The sequence below is a fragment of the Halobacillus sp. K22 genome, from assembly GCF_052246795.1.
GTDB lineage: Bacteria > Bacillota > Bacilli > Bacillales > Halobacillaceae > Halobacillus.
In genome coordinates, this window is sequence record NZ_JBQQCN010000020.1 from 1 (window position 1) to 18,868 (window position 18,868).

At 43.1% G+C, this 18,868-nt stretch carries 17 protein-coding genes; 14 read left to right on the plus strand and 3 right to left on the minus strand.

Going from position 1 to position 18,868, the window contains the following annotated elements; genetic code table 11:
- Positions 1 to 415: RNA-guided endonuclease TnpB family protein (locus ACTWPM_RS14190; RefSeq protein WP_443133685.1), on the plus strand; the 415-nt coding region annotated here is incomplete at its 5' end.
- A gap of 177 nt (positions 416 to 592) precedes the next feature.
- Here the strand turns inward: ACTWPM_RS14190 and ACTWPM_RS14195 are convergent.
- Positions 593 to 1,954, minus strand: coding sequence for a TrkH family potassium uptake protein (locus ACTWPM_RS14195; RefSeq protein WP_443133686.1), 1,362 nt, complete (start codon positions 1,952 to 1,954; stop codon positions 593 to 595).
- 189 nt (positions 1,955 to 2,143) lie between these two features.
- Here ACTWPM_RS14195 and cidR point away from each other — a divergent pair, with 189 nt between their 5' ends.
- The 4 genes from cidR (at position 2,144) to ACTWPM_RS14215 (ending at position 5,441) form a co-directional block, all read left to right on the plus strand.
- A complete protein-coding gene (cidR, locus tag ACTWPM_RS14200; RefSeq protein ID WP_443133751.1) occupies positions 2,144 to 3,055 on the plus strand; it encodes a cidABC operon transcriptional activator CidR in 912 nt (303 codons plus the stop codon).
- 195 nt (positions 3,056 to 3,250) lie between these two features.
- Positions 3,251 to 3,808, plus strand: a complete 558-nt coding sequence (locus tag ACTWPM_RS14205) for an acyl-CoA thioesterase (protein WP_443133752.1) — start codon at positions 3,251 to 3,253, stop codon at positions 3,806 to 3,808.
- The gene (locus tag ACTWPM_RS14210; RefSeq protein ID WP_443133687.1) at positions 3,780 to 4,154 is read left to right on the plus strand and encodes a hypothetical protein; all 375 of its coding nucleotides are present in this window, start codon (positions 3,780 to 3,782) and stop codon (positions 4,152 to 4,154) included. The genes ACTWPM_RS14205 and ACTWPM_RS14210 overlap by 29 nt, the downstream gene beginning before the upstream one ends.
- Before the next feature lie 885 nt (positions 4,155 to 5,039).
- Complete coding sequence (locus ACTWPM_RS14215) at positions 5,040 to 5,441, plus strand: hypothetical protein (RefSeq protein ID WP_443133688.1); 402 nt, start codon at positions 5,040 to 5,042, stop codon at positions 5,439 to 5,441.
- A gap of 155 nt (positions 5,442 to 5,596) precedes the next feature.
- Here the strand turns inward: ACTWPM_RS14215 and ACTWPM_RS14220 are convergent, their stop codons facing one another.
- Positions 5,597 to 6,532: an LCP family glycopolymer transferase gene (locus ACTWPM_RS14220; RefSeq protein ID WP_443133689.1), complete on the minus strand. Its 936-nt coding sequence runs from the start codon at positions 6,530 to 6,532 to the stop codon at positions 5,597 to 5,599.
- Between the two features lie 147 nt (positions 6,533 to 6,679).
- Here ACTWPM_RS14220 and ACTWPM_RS14225 point away from each other — a divergent pair, with 147 nt between their 5' ends.
- Positions 6,680 to 7,573 (plus strand): ROK family protein, encoded by an 894-nt coding sequence (locus tag ACTWPM_RS14225; RefSeq protein WP_443133690.1) that lies wholly within the window; start codon positions 6,680 to 6,682, stop codon positions 7,571 to 7,573.
- Between the two features lie 138 nt (positions 7,574 to 7,711).
- Entirely contained in the window at positions 7,712 to 8,062 is a 351-nt protein-coding gene (locus tag ACTWPM_RS14230; protein ID WP_443133753.1) for a hypothetical protein, read from the plus strand.
- Between the two features lie 77 nt (positions 8,063 to 8,139).
- On the opposite strand, the gene ACTWPM_RS14235 is transcribed toward ACTWPM_RS14230, so the two are convergent.
- Positions 8,140 to 9,351: an ROK family transcriptional regulator gene (locus ACTWPM_RS14235; protein WP_443133691.1), complete on the minus strand. Its 1,212-nt coding sequence runs from the start codon at positions 9,349 to 9,351 to the stop codon at positions 8,140 to 8,142.
- A 246-nt stretch (positions 9,352 to 9,597) separates the two neighbouring features.
- Here ACTWPM_RS14235 and ACTWPM_RS14240 point away from each other — a divergent pair, with 246 nt between their 5' ends.
- The 7 genes from ACTWPM_RS14240 (at position 9,598) to galT (ending at position 18,866) form a co-directional block, all read left to right on the plus strand.
- Positions 9,598 to 10,917 (plus strand): ABC transporter substrate-binding protein, encoded by a 1,320-nt coding sequence (locus ACTWPM_RS14240; protein ID WP_443133692.1) that lies wholly within the window; start codon positions 9,598 to 9,600, stop codon positions 10,915 to 10,917.
- Positions 10,918 to 11,139: 222 nt separating this feature from the next.
- The gene (locus tag ACTWPM_RS14245) at positions 11,140 to 12,054 is read left to right on the plus strand and encodes a carbohydrate ABC transporter permease (RefSeq protein ID WP_443133693.1); all 915 of its coding nucleotides are present in this window, start codon (positions 11,140 to 11,142) and stop codon (positions 12,052 to 12,054) included.
- Positions 12,054 to 12,881, plus strand: a complete 828-nt coding sequence (locus ACTWPM_RS14250) for a carbohydrate ABC transporter permease (RefSeq protein WP_443133694.1) — start codon at positions 12,054 to 12,056, stop codon at positions 12,879 to 12,881. The genes ACTWPM_RS14245 and ACTWPM_RS14250 overlap by 1 nt, the downstream gene beginning before the upstream one ends.
- 25 nt (positions 12,882 to 12,906) lie before the next feature.
- On the plus strand, positions 12,907 to 15,126 hold the full coding sequence (locus ACTWPM_RS14255) for an alpha-galactosidase (RefSeq protein WP_443133695.1): 2,220 nt from the start codon (positions 12,907 to 12,909) through the stop codon (positions 15,124 to 15,126).
- A gap of 47 nt (positions 15,127 to 15,173) precedes the next feature.
- Positions 15,174 to 16,343, plus strand: coding sequence for a galactokinase (locus ACTWPM_RS14260; RefSeq protein ID WP_443133696.1), 1,170 nt, complete (start codon positions 15,174 to 15,176; stop codon positions 16,341 to 16,343).
- Entirely contained in the window at positions 16,344 to 17,333 is a 990-nt protein-coding gene (gene galE, locus ACTWPM_RS14265; RefSeq protein ID WP_443133697.1) for a UDP-glucose 4-epimerase GalE, read from the plus strand.
- Between the two features lie 21 nt (positions 17,334 to 17,354).
- A complete protein-coding gene (gene galT, locus ACTWPM_RS14270) occupies positions 17,355 to 18,866 on the plus strand; it encodes a UDP-glucose--hexose-1-phosphate uridylyltransferase (protein WP_443133698.1) in 1,512 nt (503 codons plus the stop codon).
- Positions 18,867 to 18,868 lie beyond the last annotated feature (2 nt).

An 18,868-nucleotide genomic window follows, 5' to 3' on the forward strand; every position in this document is an offset into this window, starting at 1 on the left:
ACTTCACGAGAAGATAGCGAACTCCCGCAAAGATTATCTGCATAAGATTTCTACCGAAATCATCAAAAACCACGATGTGATCGGTGTAGAAAATCTCCAAATTTCCAATATGCTCAAAAACCGAAAATTATCCAAATCGATTAGTGATGTGAGCTGGTCGATGTTCACGTCTATGCTCGAATACAAAGCAAAGTGGTACGGGAAGCAGTTGGTAACCGTATCGAAAGTTTTTGCAAGTTCACAGCTGTGTTCCAAGTGCGGATACCAAAACAGTGAGGTGAAGAATCTCGCTGTTCGAACGTGGGATTGCCCAGATTGCGGCTGCCACCACGACCGCGACCTAAATGCGAGCTTCAATATATTGAAGGAGATTCAAAGAATCCTTCCAACCGTCAGTGCGACGGGGCTAGCCTAATCATTTGAACGAACCGTTAGGTTCGTGCTCTTAGGAATCCCCCAACTTCAAGGAGTGTCAGCGAGTAAGTGGGGGTAGTTCAAGGGTGATTGGCATCCTATCCGCGTGGAAAATTTTTAAATCTTAAACTAAAAAAGCAAGGCCCTCAAGTCAGGGCCTTGCTTTTTACGTAGTGAATCAGCCAATAATCATCGGCTCTCGAGGATAACGGTAATTATCAGTAGTCACTCTTCCTCTTAAAATAAACAAGAAAGAAAAGATGCCGATCCGCCCGATAAACATGAGCCCAATGATAATTACTTTTCCAATGGAATGAAGGTCTGAAGTAATGCCCATTGATAGACCGGTCGTACCAAAAGCAGAGCAGGCTTCAAACATAACTTCAAGCAATGAAAATTGAGGCTCAAACAGGGAGAGTAAAATAACCGCTCCGCTTGTAATCATAATAGCAGTACTGATTACGATGAACGAGCGGAAGATATCGTCCTGATCAATTTCCCGGTGGAAGATGCGAACATGACTTCTTCCGCGGGCGTAAGCAAAAATCGCAAGCAGTGTAATCGCGAACGTAGTAGTTCTTATGCCGCCGCCCACACTGCTTGGTGAGGCACCGATAAACATAAGTACACAAATGACTAATAACGTAGATGGCGTAAATTCACTTACATCCATTGTGGCAAGGCCACCGTTTCTTGTCGTTACCGATTGGAAAAAAGCATAGAAAAACGATTCGTGCCAGGATTTATTTTGAAAAAAATGAGTGCGGTCAAACAAGTAAATAAGCACGGTTCCTACAAGAACAAGCAGACCGAAAGTAACCGAGGTAAGTTTAGTAAATAAAGAAAAGTTAAAAAAGTCTTCGTTCCTTCTCGAAAGATAATCTTTCACTTCAATTAACACAGGGAAACCAATCGCTCCAAGTGTCAGCAGCAGAATATTAATGAACTGTACAAAATAATCGTTTTCAAACATGACAAGCGAGGACCCCGTGATGTCGAATCCAGCATTAGTCGTTGCACTGACCGAGGCAAAAGCCCCCTGGATAAATGCTTCGCTTGTGGTTGGGAAGTATTGAGTGAAATAAACTCCTAGAATAAGGGCGCCTATGATTTCGATAATGATAATAATTAGTAAAATCTGACGAATCAGCTGGACCATTCCAGCGAAAGTGGAGCGGTTTTGATCCGTTTTAATAAGCTGACGTCTTTTTAAACCGATTTTCTGGCCGAGCAGCAGCCAGATAAATGTTCCGAGCGTCATGACTCCGATTCCGCCAAATTGCAAAATGAACATTAATACAAAATATCCGGGCGTATTAAAGGTATCAGCTGTAGAGACCACGGTTAATCCCGTGACGCTGATAGCACTTACGGCAGTGAACAAACTATCAATAAAGCTTAGATTTACACCTTCTCTGTGGAGAAAAGGCAAGCTGATCAGCAAGGTAGATAGTAACGCAGCAGTTATATAGAATAATACGATAATTTGAAAGGGAGACAGCTTGTCAAAAAAATGGGAAGTTTTAAATGCATGTGCCATGGATAAGTGCTCCTTAGAAACAAGTTAGTTGCCATATCGTCTGTACTTATGGATTTTATAGATATTTAAAGAACATAGCAAGGGTGTCCATGGGAGAAAATGGATGACCTGAGGTGGGAATTAATGGTTGCGGGGGCAGCAGGGGTTGTCTATGATGGGAGGAAGAATGCTGGAGGGGAGGACGTGCATATGGATATCCGCCATTTGCAGTATTTTATTGAGGTTGCGAGGTTCAGCAGTTTCACAAAAGCGGCTGACCATTTATTCATTAGCCAACCGACGATTAGTAAAATGATCAAGAACTTGGAAGCGGATCTAGGGGTAGAGTTATTTGAGCGTTCCCGTAAGAAAATTACGCTTACCGATGCTGGGAGGGTCATTTTAGCTCAGGCAGAAGTCATTGATAAAGCCTTCAATAATCTCCAGACGGAGCTTGATGATCTTCTCGGGCTTCAGAAAGGCCACATTAGGATTGGGCTGCCTCCGATTATGGATGCGGATCAGTTCATTAAGGCGCTTGGAGGGTTTCATGATCAGTACCCGCATATTACATTTCAGCTTCTGGAAAATGGAGCTAAAAAAATTGAAGACAATATCATTCAGGAAGAGCTCGATGTCGGAATCACGGTACTGCCTACGGAAGAAGAAAGATTTGATTACTTCTTCCTTATGAGTGAGGAGCTGAGCGTTGTACTCCCACCGTCTCACAAGCTATCCGAGCGTAAACAGATTCATTTAAACGAACTGGAAGAGGAATCGTTTATCCTGTTTAACAAAGATTTTGTACTAAATGACCGAATTGTATCCGCCTGTAAGGAAGCGGGTTTTCTGCCTCAAGTTGTTTCCGAGAGCTCACAATGGGATTTTATAGGCAAAATGATCACCGCGAACCTTGGAATTTCGATTCTTCCAAATAGTGTCGCCCATTTATTAAAAGAAGATGTCAGAATCATAAAAGTTGTCCAGCCTGTCCTTGAATGGGACTTAGCGATTATCTGGCCGAAGGACCGTTATTTAGCATACGCCACGAAGGAATGGCTGAAGTTTACTCAGGATCGTATAGCCACACAGGCGGGAAAGAAGCAGTCCCTTAACGAATAAGCGGGCTGTTTTTTTATGCCTGAATTGAATGGATGAAAACATTTACATAGATAATGTCTATCTAAAGCATGATGAATAACTATTTCACTTTTTTGGAACAGGCTCTTACACTGAATTTATACTCCTTTTTGTAGAGGCATGTCTTTACGAATAAGCGCTTATGAAGAAATTCTTACAGAGAGGAACGATATAGCTATGGATGCAAAAAAACCAAAAGAAAGTTTAATTATCAGCACCGATCAAGTGCTTGTGAATGATTTAAATAACTATAATACGCTGTTTGGCGGCGTATTGATGAAAAAATTAGATAATAGTGCCACGTTATCAGCAAGGCGTCATGCCCGTGTGAAAGAATGTGTAACGGCTTCAACAGATTCGATTGATTTCTTAAACCCGGTTCACCAGTCCGATTCGGTTTGCGTAGAGTCCTTTGTCTCGTACACGGGTAACCGTTCAATGGAGATATTCTGTAAAGTAATTGCAGAAGATATGATTACCGGGAGAAGAAGAATGGCTGCTACGGCGTTTTTAACGTTCGTGGCTCTGGATGAGAATAAACAAGCGGTACAAGTTCCCGATGTAATTCCACAGACGGAAGAGGAGAAGTTTCTTTATGAATCTGGTGAAGAAAGGGCTCAGACAAGAAGAGTCCGCCGCAAGCACAGCAGGCACTTAACGGATATTATCGGCCTTGAAAAGCCCTGGGAGAAAGGAGAATATTTATATGGTGAAAACATTAGCCAGTTTGGGTGATCTTTATGCAGCTAAAGAAGATTTTGGTGAGTTGAGAAATCAGCATTCGGAGGTATATGACCAGCTTCTTCATGTAGTAAGTCTGACGCGCCAGCTTCAAATGAAATATGGCTATATGGGCAGTCTGCTCATGGATGAAGATATTACTGTCTATGAACCGGAGTATATGAAAGACTCGATTCTTACCCTTTATCAAAAAGAGGTTCAAAAGCTCACGGAGCACCAGGATGTAGAAGTCGTGAGATATATGTTAAGGAAACACCGCGAGATCGGCTATCCTAAATTATTCTTGCTTATTCTTGGGGCGAAGCCGGAGATGTTGAAAGGTTCGACCATTTTTAAGTAACCATTTTTCTGAAAAACAGGCGCGCCGGGACATTACCCCGGTGCGCTTGTTTTTAGGCTATGTTAAATCAGAGTGTTGATCTTCCAGAAAAGCTCCCGTTTGTGGAAGACTCAGTTTCGAGATAACCCGGGTCCATTGCCAAAAAAAGGTGGGGGCGGCTACGGAAACAACTCGCTTTCCTGCGGCCCTACACGAAGTAGGGTCGATGGACGTTGCCACAGGACGTGGCGATCTTAGTCGATCCTCCTTTGACCATAAGCCTCCTCAGTCGTTACCACTCCTTGTGGGGTCTCGCCTAGCTCCTTCTCCCGCGGGAGTCTCCTCGTTTCCTCCGCCGCCCCACGATATCTAGTGAACGGACCCTGCTATAGGAGAAAGAAGCCATGCTGCATTTGCCTCAAATGCTTATATAACTGGGTTTCTACAATTAAACACACGTAAAGACCAGTGGGAATTATAGATGGTCCTTGTTCATTGGAAGGCGTTTATGCAAAAACTTTTGAGCTCTCAATAATCGCAAAGGGGCGGAAGGGAACGGCGAAGACTCCTGCGGGATGAACATGATCGGTGAGATCCCGGAAGGCGAAGCCTGAGGAAGCTCACCTCATGCCCGCGGAAAGCGAGTCGTTCCCTGGAGCCCCTTTCTCCATATAGTATCTCGAAACTGAGTCTTCAACTATCCGGCCCTATAGCTTAATAAACCTTTGCTAAAAAAATCAATAACAGCATTTAACAGAGCTTTTTTTAAAGCCAATATAAAATTATTTACCGCCCTGGACGATTGCCCTCAAAACGTTCCATATTTTTATATTCATTTACATACAAATGTGATAAAGTATTTTAAAATGAGTAAAATGGAAAGTTCAGGAATGTAAAGGAGCTTATATGAAGGAAATAATTTTAATTCTGGCTGAACTGGTGAATATCTGGCATGATGTCCTGCTGGATCTAACGAGGGCACTTGGATGGGATTTAACCGACAAAGACCTTCACTTTTGGGTGATTGGTATTATAGGAATCATTGCGTTATTATTCGTCGATGCTATTTTTCAAGCTTTATCTAAACTAAGCATTACAGCGATTTCGTTTTTATTCACCTTTTCTATGATTCTGGTTTTTGTATTCGCTGTCGAAATCCAGCAGAAGATTACGGGAAGAGGAAATATGGAATTTGGGGATGCGGCAGCAAGTATATTCGGATTTCTCGTGTTTTGCGGAGTTTACTTTGTGATTCGGATGCTTTGGAGATGGATTCAGAATTCACGCCGTAATCAAACTACTTCATAGAAAGCGAGTAACTTAAATGCGAGAGTTACTCATTACCAGGTTCTTAGGTTAAAGAGTCTATATAAAAAGTACACAGTGATATCAACTGTTACGTTCATTCACATATTCTCATGAAAAATGAAAATAAACCGCCTCGACAATCGAGGCGGTTTTTCTTAATTAGAACCAAAATTAACAATCATATCGTGCGTTTTTTGTACTTCCTGATCGGACATAATCATGAGATACATACCATTAATCATTCTTCCTTCGCCGCTCATTTGATAAGAGGAAGTGTTCTGTCGGGCGCTTCTATAGTTAGCCGCAAGTCTGCGCATGTCCTCAAATTGCATGTTCGTGTTTACATTATCACCGAGGACATCCAGGATATCGCCTATTTTGTTAACCACCCCGATACTTGCTCCTTTATCAATAATTCCCTGGATGACTTGACGCTGACGTTCATTACGGCCCAAGTCACCGCTTGGATCATTTTTACGCATTCTCACAAACGCCAATGCTTCTTCACCGTTTAGTTCGATCGTCCCTTCCTCGAAGCTGTGTCCGCCAGCACTGAAAGCACGATCGTTTTGAACGGTTACGCCGTTAACCGCATTGACCAGCTGTGAAAGACCTTCCATATTAACCTTTATATAATAATCAAGATCGATATCTAAAAAGTTCTCAACAGTATCAACTGCCATATCACTTCCGCCATAAGCATAGGCATGGTTGATCCGGGTGGTTCGCCCGTCTCCTGCGATCTCTACCCTCGTGTCACGGGGAATACTGACCATTTGCATTTGATTGTTATTCGGATCCAGTGTCATAACGATCATTGTGTCAGATCGTCCGACGTCATTCTCGCGCTCATCTACGCCTAGAAGGAGTATATTAATCGGTTCTTTCTTATCAACTTTTTCTTTCGTTTCATCTGTATCAATGGTAGATACATCTTCATGAAGTTCATTGTTGATTGTCGTTCGGACATCATTGAAGAGTTTAAAAATGAAGATTCCGACTGCAACTAGAAAGACGGCTAGTACGGAGAGAAGGATTTTCCACATTCTTCTCTGCTTTCGTTTCTTTTTATAACGTTCACTCCGACCCATTCGTCCACCTCTTTTTTTAAGGAGTTCTCTTCTATTATACTTTTTTTGCAGAATTCTGTAAAAATAGTAGACAACGTTTTAACGGCATAGAAAAAACCAGTACAATAGAAATAGGAGAGTTACTTTTTTAAAGGAGTGGAGTTAGCTATGGGAATTAATATAGGAGTTGACTTAGGCGGTACGAACATTCGTGTAGCGATTGTAAATAAAAACGGCATGGTAGAGGAACTTTTGCAAGAACCAACAGAGGTAGAAAAGGGCTATCTTCATACCATAAAAAAAATGATAAACATGATTCACACTATTACTGAGGGTAAGAAGCGTATTGATGGAATTGGAATCGGGGCTCCAGGACCACTCGATCCGAAACGGGGAGTGATATTAAGCCCGCCAAATTTACCAGGCTGGGACGAAGTATATCTGGTTGATGAAGTGAGCCAGCATTTCTCCGCAAACGTTTATCTAACAAACGACGCGAATGCAGCTGCCCTTGCTGAAGCCACTTACGGAAGCGGCAAGGACTATGAAAGTGTTTACTATGTAACGGTAAGTACCGGGGTAGGTGGCGGCCTGGTGGTCAATGGACAAGTCTTCCAAGGGGCCCAGGGTTACGCTGGTGAAATTGGGAACATGATTATTGATCATGGTGGTTCTCCATATAGTAATCTGAATAAAGGCTCACTTGAAGGATACGCGAGCGGTACGGCGATTGGAAAACGGGCCAAGGAGCTTCATGGCATAGAAGGAGGAGCAGAAGCCGTTTTCGAACTTGTAAGAGTGGGAAATGAAGAAGCGCAGCAAATCGTAGATGAAGCGGTTGATTATTTAGCTGTAGGCATTGCAAATGTAACTCATGTTATAAATCCTGATGTGTTTGTGATCGGCGGAGGCGTGATGAACGCCGGTGATCTTGTATGGACACCACTTAGAGATAAAGTGAAAGGATATGTTTATGAAGAGCTGGTGCCTCATATTAATCTCCAGCCATCTTCCTTAAGCGGAGACGCCGGCGTAATAGGAGCTTCCCTGCTCACCCGGTAATATCCATTAAAAGGGACCTCAGGTCATCCATAATCTGGATGACCTGAGGTCCCTTTTTTTCCCTTTAGTGATATTTGGCATAAAGCAAGCGTACAGTAGAATAGGTTAATCTTTTGGAGGAATGAAAACGTGAAGAAGATGTTATCTATGCTGTTCGTTGCTTTCTTTATGGCGGGGTGCGCTGATGCTTCGGGGCGAGCCATACAGGAGTTTACACCTTCTATGGATAATGAATGGCACATCGTCGTGTTTTACGAGAAAGATCCACCCGAAGAAGCCTATCAGTCATCATTAAATGGAATCAAAGTATTTTTAGCAAGAAAAAATATTTCAGCTAGGATAAGTTACCAAAAAATCGAGGATCAAAAAAATTACCGAAAACTGCTGCAGGTAGAGAATGAACAAATTATTGTCTTTGATTATAAAGGAGTCCGCCTAAAAGCAAGAAGCCCTCAAGTACTGGAAGGAATGGTACTTCAGCTTAATTAGCAGATTTACCAAAAACCCCCACCTCAGGTCATCCAATATTTGGATGACCTGAGGTGGGGGTTTTTGGCAGTTAGCGTTTATCGTACGAAGAATTCTTCTAGTACGAGGACGCAGGCTCCAATGGCGGAAGCGTGTTCGCCAAGCTTTGATAGGACAATGGAGGTTTCTTTTGCTTGTTCAGTTAATCCGCGCGTTTGAATGGTTTCCTCTATTCCTTTCATTAGGAAATCTCCTGCATTCGATACCCCGCCGCCAACGATAATCCGTTTCGGGTTGACCGTGTGTATCAGGTTGGTTAATCCGATTCCTAAATAACGCCCCGTTTGATTTAAAAGATCAACACTGAACTCATCGCCTTCACACGCCGCTTGATAGACCACCTGACCATCTACCTTCTCAAAATCCCCATCAACCAGATCATGTATGATTGAAGGTTTTCCAGTTTTTAATTCTTTTCGGGCTCGATCGGCAATGGCTGGTCCGGCAGCCAAGGTTTGCAGACAGCCGTAATTTCCACACGTGCATTTCGGGCCGGAAAGGTCAATCGTAACGTGACCTATTTCACCAGCAATATTATTTTCTCCGTGAAAGAGTCTTCCCTTTACCATCATTCCTGCGCCGATTCCGTTCCCAACATTAACTCCAACCATGTTGTCGGCATCATTTCCGTTCCCGAACCAGTATTCACCTAAAGTCATAGTACGAGCATCATTTTCAACCTTTACAATCATATTGAAGTCTTTTTCCAGTTCTTCTTTGATAGGAATATGTCGAAGTTGAAAAGAGGGAGCAAAAAGGGAAACACCTTCTACAGGATCGACAATCCCGTGCATGCCCACCCCTATCCCCAGGAACTTTCCTGGATCGTTCTTTCCGGAATAAAGAAGGTCCTGAATCCCTTGTTTCATAATCGATAAGATATCTTCATTCGTTGGATAATCACCTATGGGCAAGCTGGTCACATCTTTTAGATCTCCAAACAGGTTAGTTACCACGAACTTCATATGAAAAGTACCCACATCTATGCCGAGAGTGTAAAATTGGTCAGCGTTAATTTCCAGCAAAGTAGGTTTACGGCCGCCCTTAGACATCCCTTGTGTAGTTTCTATAACAAACTGGGTATTAATAAGTTCCTTCACAATGTTACTGACGGTAGGGGGAGTAAGCCGGGTTTGTTTAGCGATTTCCGCCCGGGATATAGGTCCTTCTTCGCGTATCATATTTAAGATGATGGATCTGTTCATTGATTTCATTAATTGGAAACTGCCTCGTGTGTACTTTGTAGTCATTTCATCTCCTCCAACACTTCTTACTTTCCCTATCATATCATAAATCTTACTAATTTAATTTATTTAACTAAGTGGAAGTTATTTTGAATTATTTATTAATTAGCAACTTATTTTCACAGAAGTAATTTTGGTAATTTTGAAAAAACTCTTTTCATTTCGCGTTTAGTATGCTAACTTATAACTAGTTAATTAATTTATTTTAGTAAGTTTTGAAAACGCTATCAAAGAAGGGGGAGCAAGAAAATTATGAAAAACTGGTGGAAAATGTTTCTGGTAGTCGGCCTTGTTGCTGGGGTGCTAGCTGCCTGTTCAGGTAATAGTGGAAGTGGAGGAGACGAATCTTCAGGTGATGAGGGTGGAGAGCCATCTGGTGAAATAACAGTTTGGGGCTGGAACGTGGCAGCCGAATCGATGGAACTTGCGGTGGATGGATTTAAAGAACAATACCCTGACGTTGAAGTGAAGGTAGAAGATATTGGGCGACTGGATGTTTATGAAAAACTGACTGTAGGACTAGCTTCGGGAGGTAATGGTTTGCCTGACGTGGTTATGGTAGAGTCAGATCGCCTGGCTAACTATTATGATCAATTCCCTGATGCTCTTACTAACCTTTCTGAACTTGGTTATGATGACCATAAGGACAAGTTCGGCGAGTATAAGCAATCTGTTACTCAAAATGCGGATGGAGAATTCTTCGCTGCCCCATGGGATGTTGGACCGACAGGAGTTTTCTATCGTACAGATATCTTTGAAGAAGCAGGAGTAAATCCTGAAGATATTAAAACATGGGATGATTACATCGAAGCAGGAAAAACAATTAAAGAGAAAACTGGTACGCAGATGGTACCTATCGATATTGCAAAAGATGACGCCTTATACCGTATGATGCTGAACCAGCAGGGCGCATATTATTATGATGAAGAAGGAAATATTGACGTAACATCAGAAGAGTCTAAAAAAGCATTTGAAGTGATTCAGCAACTTGAAAACGAAGAGCTTGTCTTGAACAATGATGGCTGGAATGGAGTAGTATCTGCGACAGTTAACGGCGAAGTAGCAACTGTTCCATTTGGTGTATGGTATTCAGGTACCATCAAAGACCAGGCCCCTGATCAAGATGGTCAATGGGGAGTCTTTCAACTGCCAGCTTTTGAAGAGGGCGGAAACCGTGCAGCTAACTTAGGTGGATCGGATCTTGTCATTCCATCTTCTACAGATAATCAAAGTGCAGCTTATGCTTTCGTGGAATATTTCACTACAGAAGTAGATCCTCAAATGAAAGCACTTAAAGAAAAAGGGATTTTCCCATCCTTGAGCTCTACTTATGATGAAGAGTTCTTTACACAGGAGTCTGAATACTTCTCTAATCAACAAATCTACAAATTGTTCTCTGAAGAAGTGGCTGATATTCCTGTAGCCAATTATACAGCTGACTATGCTCGTGCGTTTGATACAATGTCCGATACTCAAGCTTCTATCTTGCTTGACGGTACGAAAATTGAAGATGCATTACAAAATGCGGCTGAAAAGCTGAAAAGTGAGACAGGTCGTGAAGTGAACGAGTGATCCTTATGTGCTTCCTGCTTTTATCCGTATAGTAAAAAATGGTCGGTCAGTCTCCTTTATATAAGGAGATTGACCGACTTTTTAGATTTTTTGGAATTAAAGCAGACATATAAAATTGGTTGTGTTATTATTAAGTAAATTAAATTAATTAATAAAGTCATTCAGTTAATTGAAAGCGCTTAGATAAGGCGCGGGTACTTTAATTAAGGAGGTAGAATTCATTTGAGTCAAACCAATGCTGAATCAGCAAAATCCAATCAACCGAAGAAGCGTAAGCGCTGGATCACACCCAAGAATGTTCCTTATTTATTCATTCTGCCGGCAGTCACCTTTTTTCTGATTTTCACGGTTTATCCTGTTATTTCTTCATTATTACTAAGTTTCCAAAAGCGTGAAGGTTCCGGTTATGTATTTGCCGGTCTTGAAAACTATATTCGATTATTTCAAGACGGTCTCTTTTATAAGGCGCTTGGCAATACATTTTTAATTCTACTTATTCAAGTACCAATTCAGTTATTCCTTGCCGTAATCATTGCGGTGGCTTTAAACTCTCAGCTTGTTAAAATGAAAAGCTTTTTCCGTATTGCCTTTTTCATGCCAGCTATTACAGCGCTGGTTGCTTCATCCATCATTTTTATGATTATGCTTGATGAAAACTATGGTCTGATTAACTATTTGCTTTCTTTTGTAGGTGTTGAGCCTATTGCCTGGCTGTCCGACCCATTCTGGGCGAAAGTAGCTCTTATGGTTGCGATTACCTGGCGGTGGACGGGCTATAACATGGTTATCTTCCTGGCAGGTCTTCAGAATATACCTGGTTCCCTTTATGAAGCTGCGGAAATGGACGGGGCAAGTAAGCTGAAGCAGTTCTTTTATATAACGATCCCTCAGCTTAAACCCATCTTCTTATTTACTTTCGTACTTTCTACCATTGGTACACTGCAACTATTTGATGAACCATACATCCTTACCGAAGGCGGACCGAATAACTCTACTTTAACCATTACGCTGTACTTATATCAGAATGGTTTCAGATATTTTGACTTCGGTTATGCCTCTGCTATTGCATATGTACTCGTACTAATCATTGGTGTTCTATCCTGGGCACAAATGAAATGGGCAGGTGAAGATAAATAATGAAAAACGTCAGTCCTTTAAAAAAGACTTTATTATACTTCTTTCTCGTTGTAGGTGTCATTGTTTCAGTTTTTCCATTCTATTGGATGTTTGTAGGCGCAACCAATCCATCGGGTGAAATTTTCAAAGTTCCGCCTAACTTTTTCCCGGGAACTCATGGTTGGGAAAACTTTAAGAATCTGAATGAAAATGTTGGGATTATTAGAGTGCTTGGTAACTCCTTGCTTATTACGCTCACATTCACAGCTTTAGCTGCCATTATCTGTACTGCAGCCGGTTACGCTTTTGCCAAGTTTCAGTTCAAAGGAAGAAACCAGATCTTCTTTATGCTGTTAGTGGCGATTATGATTCCGTACCATGTTACGTTAATTCCTTTGTTTGAAATTTTCTCTAATGTCGGCTGGCTGAATACATTCCAGGCAGTAATTCTGCCTCAAGCGGCCTATCCATTCGCGATCTTCTTAATGCGTCAAAACATGCAGGCCATTCCTGATTCTCTACTGGAAGCGGCACGTGTGGACGGAGCTGGAGAATTCCACATCTTTTTCCGGATTGTACTTCCGGTCATGAGGCCAGCACTCGCTGCCGTCGGTATTTTCTTATTCATGTTCCAGTGGAACAACTTTATTTGGCCGCTTGTTGTACTGCAGTCACAAGACATGTACACCTTGCCAGTGGCCCTATCCAGTCTGGTAGGGATGTCTCGAATAGATTATGGGCAGGTCATGATGGGAACGACTCTCTCGACCCTGCCAATTATGATTTTCTTCTTACTATTACAAAAACAGTTTATCTCCGGTATTCTTGGAGGATCTGTTAAAGAATAGAGAATAAATGACTGGTGGTGCTGTTGTGACGATCTATATAAATGAAGAAAGACAACAATTTCATCTTACTAATGGTGAGATCAGTTACATTTTTCATGTCATGAAAAATGGGCAGTTAGGTCATCTGTATTATGGCAAGGCACTAGTGGATCGCGAGGATTTCACTCACTTTCAAACCTATGAAAATAGTGTACCGTCCACCACTCATACGTTCGCGAGTGATCCTGATTTTTCATTGGAAACAGTGAAACAGGAATTTCCACTATACGGGAAGGGAGACTTCAGGGAACCGGCTCTTCAAATCGAAGACGAGCATCAAATCCAGGCTTCTGATTTTTCCTTCCAGGGGTATGAGGTAGAAAAAGGTAAGCCGAAGCTGGAAGGTCTTCCTTCTTCCTTTGCCCATGAAAATGAAGCGGAAACGCTGACGGTTCGATTGGTTGATAAAGGGACCGGAGCAGAGATTAGGCTGTTCTATACTATCTTTGAAAACATGCCAATTTTAACGCGGAGTCATGCGGTTACAAATGGTGAAGGTTCCCCGATCGTAATAAAGCGGCTGATGTCCTTCTCGCTGGATCTGCCGGATGCCGATTACGAATTGATGCATCTTTCCGGAGCCTGGGCACGTGAACGGCATGTTAAGAAAAGAAAATTGGAGCATGGGATTCAATCGATCGCAAGTAATAGAGGGGCAAGTTCCCACCAGCATAACCCCTATCTTATGCTAAAAAGACCAGAGGCTACCGAACACCAGGGAGAAGCGATTGGTCTGCAGTTTATCTACAGCGGAAACTTTCTTGCGCAGGCAGAGGTGGACCATTTTGATCAAACGCGCTTGTTCATGGGTATTTATCCGGGGTCATTTCAGTGGACACTGGAAAAAGGGGAAAGCTTTCAAAGTCCTGAAGCAGTGCTGTCATTTTCAGATGATGGGTTAAATGGCATGAGTCAGGCGCTGCATGAATGGCAGCGGAGCCATTTAATCCCTTCCAGATGGATAGACAAAGAGCGTCCAATTCTCATTAATAATTGGGAAGCTACTTATTTTGACTTTAATGAAGAGAAGCTGGATGCCTTTACGTCGGAAGCGGGCAAATTAGGAATAGAACTTTTCGTTCTGGATGACGGATGGTTCGGTAAACGGGATGACGATACCAGTTCTTTAGGGGACTGGTTTGTCGATAAGAGGAAATTGCCGAATGGCATCAGCGCACTATCTCGTAAGGTCAAACAGAAAGGGCTGCAGTTTGGTTTATGGTTCGAGCCTGAAATGATAAGTCCTAAGAGTGAACTGATAAAAGAACACCCGGATTGGGTCATTGGTTCACCAGGTCGTCATCAGACCCTGGGCAGGAATCAGAAAGTTCTTGATTTTTCCAATCCTGAGGTCGTGGACTATCTACATGATAGAATGAGCAGTTTAATTGAAGAAGCAGATCTCGATTATATTAAGTGGGACATGAACCGCAATATTACAGAGCCATTCTCTCAGCATCTTCAGAACCAGGGAGAATTTTATCATCGCTACATCCTTGGGGTTTACGACTTATATGAGCGTTTAACCACCCGATATCCGAATGTATTATTTGAATCCTGTGCAGGTGGAGGCGGCCGGTTTGATCTCGGAATGATGTACTACGCTCCGCAGGCATGGGCAAGTGACGATACCGATGCGGCTGAACGATTGAAAATTCAGTATGGAACTTCCCTGGGATATCCCTTAGCAACAATCGGCTCTCATGTATCGGCTGTTCCCAATCATCAGACGCTTCGTGAAACGCCGCTCAAATTCAGAGGAGATGTCGCGTATTTTGGAACGTTTGGATACGAATTAGATCCTTCTCAGCTGAGTGAAGAAGAAAAGTCTGAAGTGAAACAGCAGATTGAATTTTTTAAAAAGATCAGGAACTTGATCGTCCAGGGAACGTTTTACCGTCTCAAAAGCCCGTTTGAAGGAGAAGAAACGGCCTGGATGGTGTGCAGCACCAATGGAACGAAGGCGGTTATAGGGTGGTATAAAGAGAATTACCTACCGAACCCGGCACATAACCAGACCTTGAAACTGAAAGGATTGCAACCTGATAAACCATATAAAATTGAAGGGTTTACTCGTTTGTTCTATGGGGACGAACTGATGAATCGGGGCCTGCCCTTGGGCAATGAATTTAATGGCGCCAACCCTCACCAGGCAGAACGCGGAGGAGATTATCAGTCCCAAATTTTCCTGCTGAAGGAAAGCTAGGTCTTCCTTCGCTTCTCCATGTCATTCTAGAAAAAGAGGTGAATAGTATGAAAGAATTAAAGCAAGCATTTCAGGATCAATTAGGAACTGATAAACCGGTAGATTTATTTTTTGCACCGGGGCGAGTGAATTTGATTGGCGAACACACTGATTATAATGGAGGGCACGTCTTCCCATGTGCTTTAAGTGTAGGAACTTATGCAGCAGCACAAAAAAGAAAGGATACAACGATAAGATTGTATTCAATGAACTTTCCTGATCTAGGAGTTATTGAAGCAGATATAGACAATTTAAATTATATTGAGGAAGATGACTGGGCCAACTATCCGAAAGGTGTCATCGAGATTTTTAGAACCGCAGGGTACGATATTACTTCCGGCATGGACATTGCTTTTTACGGGAATATTCCTAATGGAGCAGGACTGTCTTCTTCTGCCTCTATTGAGCTCGTCACAGCTGTAATCTTGAAGGAGATTTACGAGCTCTCCGTAAATCCGGTAGAGATGGTAAAACTGTCTCAACAGGCGGAGAATGAGTTTGTAGGAGTGAACTGCGGCATCATGGATCAGTTTGCGATTGGAATGGGAAAGAAAGACCATGCAATTTTATTAAACTGTGATTCTCTTGAATACAAGCACACGCCTATTGATTTGTCACAGCATGCTTTAATTATTGCCAATACGAATAAGCGTCGCGGACTAGCTGACTCTAAATACAATGAGCGGAGAGAGCAGTGTGAAGAAGCTCTGAGTGCTCTGCAGCAGAAGCTATCGATTCATACTTTAGGTGATCTAACCAAAGCAGAATTCGAAGAACATAAACATCTTATAGAAGACTCTTTAGCCCGGAAGCGTGCAAAGCATGCCGTTTATGAAAATCGCCGTACGATGGAAGCAGTGGAGAAGCTGAACGCTGGAGATATAGAAGGATTTGGACAGTTGATGAACGAATCACACGAGTCGCTGCGCGATGATTACGAAGTAACCGGAAAAGAACTGGATGCTCTTGTCGAAGCGGCCTGGGGTGAAGGTGCGGTTGGTTCGAGAATGACAGGAGCCGGATTTGGCGGTTGTACAATCAGTATTGTGGATCGATCCCAAGTCGAAACTTTTATGGACAAGGTTGGCCGTAAGTACTATGAGCAGACTGGACTTGAAGCTGACTTTTATAAAGTAGAAATTGGTGATGGGGCCAAGAAAATTGAAGGAGGTTCTTAAATGACAGTACTCGTTTGCGGAGGTGCCGGTTATATTGGAAGTCACGCCGTCGCCCAACTATTGGATCGTAACGAAGAAGTTGTGATCGTAGATAATTTACAAAAGGGGCATGAGGGCTCCATTTTTCAGGGAGCACGGTTTTACAATGGAGATTTAAGAAATGAAGCATTTTTAAATCAGGTATTTTCTGAAAATGAAATCGATTCCGTGATTCACTTTGCGGCGGATTCTTTGGTTGGAGAAAGCGTCGAGAAGCCCTTGAAGTATTATGATAATAACGTTTCCGGTGCAATTGGTTTACTCCAGGCGATGGCAGAGCATGACGTGAAACGCATTGTATTCTCATCTACTGCCGCAGTTTACGGCGAACCGGATCAGGTGCCGATTCAGGAGGATGACCGTACCAAACCCACCAATCCGTATGGGGAAACAAAATTGGCCATTGAAAAGATGCTTCACTGGGCAGAACAGGCTCATGGGATCAACCATGTGGTTCTTCGCTACTTTAATGTTGCGGGAGCGGATCCGGAAGGGAGAGTCGGTGAAGATCACCGCCCTGAGACACACCTGATCCCAATCGTCCTGCAAGTAGCTCAAGGCAAGCGTGATAAAATCATGATTTTCGGAGAAGATTACCCGACCGAAGACGGCACGTGTATACGTGATTATATCCACGTTACGGACCTGGTAGAGGCTCATCTTTTAGCGATTGAGAAGTTGAAAAAAGATGGAAGCAGTGCTGTCTACAACCTTGGGAATGGACAAGGATTCAGTGTGAAAGAAGTCATTGATACAGCGCGCCGGGTCACTCAGTGTGAGATTCCGGCGGAAGTTGCTCCTAGACGTGCGGGTGATCCGGCTCAGCTGGTCGCTTCGTCTGAAAAGGCGATGAATGAGCTCGGCTGGAAGCCTGCTTATGCTGACCTTGATACGATGATTCAAACGGCCTGGGACTGGTTTCAGAAGCATCCGGAAGGTTATAAAAAATAAACATAAGGGATGGTGAACAAAGTGGGAATTTATCGCGATATTGAACAGTTTATTCAATACGGTCTTAACAAAAAAATGGTTTCCGTCTGGGACGTCGATTACGTTCGGAATGCCCTTTTTCATTTATTCAGGCTGGATGGAAAGACGCCTGAACCTGTCCAGGCAGAGGAGGTTCCGGATGAGCCGGTGCAGGTTCTTGACCGGATGCTTGATTATGCAGTGGATCAAGGATTAATCGAGGATAACACAACGACAGAGAGGGATTTGTTCGATCCGAAAATTATGGATCAGCTGATGCCGAAACCTTCGGAAGTTATTCGTACCTTTTACCAGACCTTTGAAGCAAAGGGACCGATCGCAGCCACGGATTACTTTTACCAATTGTCTAAGGACAGTCATTATATCCGTACCAATCGAATTGCTAAAAATAAGCACTGGTACAGTGAAACCGAATATGGGGATCTTGAGATTACGATAAATCTTTCCAAGCCTGAAAAGGATCCAAAGGCGATTGCAGCGGCACGGGCAAATGAGGGAGATGGTCCGAGCTATCCCAAATGCCTGCTTTGTAAAGAGAACGTAGGTTATGCCGGCCGGCTCGATCATCCAGCGCGGGATAATCACCGTGTGATCCCGATGGATCTTGAAGGGGAGCACTGGTTTCTGCAGTACTCTCCATACGTTTATTACAACGAGCACGCCATAGTCTTTTCGCGGGAGCATCGTCCAATGAGTATTACGAAGGACAGCTTTGACCGGCTGCTCGATTTCACCGATCAACTGCCTCATTATTTCATCGGTTCGAATGCGGATCTTCCGATTGTGGGCGGCTCGATTTTAAGCCACGATCACTTCCAGGGTGGCCACCACGAATTCCCTATGGCCCAGGCTCCCATTGAACAGGAATTTACCATTCAAGGATTTAAGGATATAAAAGCAGGAATCGTCCGCTGGCCGATGTCAGTGATCCGTCTGATTTCTGAAGATCGTTCGCGTCTCTCGGCTCTTGCCGATCAAATTCTGCAGTCCTGGCGCGGGTACACGGATGAAGAAGCGGATATTTACGCGGAAACAGAGGGAGAACCTCACAATACGATCACTCCAATTGCACGTTACCGGAACGGAGCGTTTGAAATGGATCTGGTGCTTCGGAACAACCGGACGAGTGAGGAGCATCCGATGGGCATTTTTCATCCTCATGAAGATGTTCATCACATTAAAAAGGAGAATATCGGCTTAATCGAAGTCATGGGTCTTGCCGTTTTACCCGGACGATTAATTGAAGAAATGGAGCAGTTGACCGAGTATATCAGGGCGGACGAGCTGGACGGCCAGGCTCTTAAAGATGAAATGACTGCCAAGCATGTGGCATGGGCAAAACAGATGGATATGGCAGAGAACGAAGATATTGAAGAGCGGTTGAGGCAGGAAGTCGGCAAACGCTTTTCGACCGTATTAGAACATGCGGGTGTATTTAAACGGACGCAATCAGGGCAAGAGGCATTTACTCGATTTATTAAACAAATCATGTAGAA

What these genes read in the sequence shown, in the direction of transcription:
- ACTWPM_RS14230 (WP_443133753.1), top strand. Translation starts at nt 7,712, where the DNA reads ATGTTATCTATGCTGTTCGTTGCTTTCTTTATGGCGGGGTGCGCTGAT.
- ACTWPM_RS14235 (WP_443133691.1), bottom strand. Translation starts at nt 9,351, where the DNA reads ATGACTACAAAGTACACACGAGGCAGTTTCCAATTAATGAAATCAATG.
- ACTWPM_RS14205 (WP_443133752.1), top strand. Translation starts at nt 3,251, where the DNA reads ATGGATGCAAAAAAACCAAAAGAAAGTTTAATTATCAGCACCGATCAA.
- cidR (WP_443133751.1), top strand. Translation starts at nt 2,144, where the DNA reads ATGGATATCCGCCATTTGCAGTATTTTATTGAGGTTGCGAGGTTCAGC.
- ACTWPM_RS14210 (WP_443133687.1), top strand. Translation starts at nt 3,780, where the DNA reads ATGGTGAAAACATTAGCCAGTTTGGGTGATCTTTATGCAGCTAAAGAA.
- galE (WP_443133697.1), top strand. Translation starts at nt 16,344, where the DNA reads ATGACAGTACTCGTTTGCGGAGGTGCCGGTTATATTGGAAGTCACGCC.
- ACTWPM_RS14225 (WP_443133690.1), top strand. Translation starts at nt 6,680, where the DNA reads ATGGGAATTAATATAGGAGTTGACTTAGGCGGTACGAACATTCGTGTA.
- ACTWPM_RS14240 (WP_443133692.1), top strand. Translation starts at nt 9,598, where the DNA reads ATGAAAAACTGGTGGAAAATGTTTCTGGTAGTCGGCCTTGTTGCTGGG.
- ACTWPM_RS14220 (WP_443133689.1), bottom strand. Translation starts at nt 6,532, where the DNA reads ATGGGTCGGAGTGAACGTTATAAAAAGAAACGAAAGCAGAGAAGAATG.
- ACTWPM_RS14215 (WP_443133688.1), top strand. Translation starts at nt 5,040, where the DNA reads ATGAAGGAAATAATTTTAATTCTGGCTGAACTGGTGAATATCTGGCAT.
- ACTWPM_RS14195 (WP_443133686.1), bottom strand. Translation starts at nt 1,954, where the DNA reads ATGGCACATGCATTTAAAACTTCCCATTTTTTTGACAAGCTGTCTCCC.
- ACTWPM_RS14260 (WP_443133696.1), top strand. Translation starts at nt 15,174, where the DNA reads ATGAAAGAATTAAAGCAAGCATTTCAGGATCAATTAGGAACTGATAAA.
- ACTWPM_RS14250 (WP_443133694.1), top strand. Translation starts at nt 12,054, where the DNA reads ATGAAAAACGTCAGTCCTTTAAAAAAGACTTTATTATACTTCTTTCTC.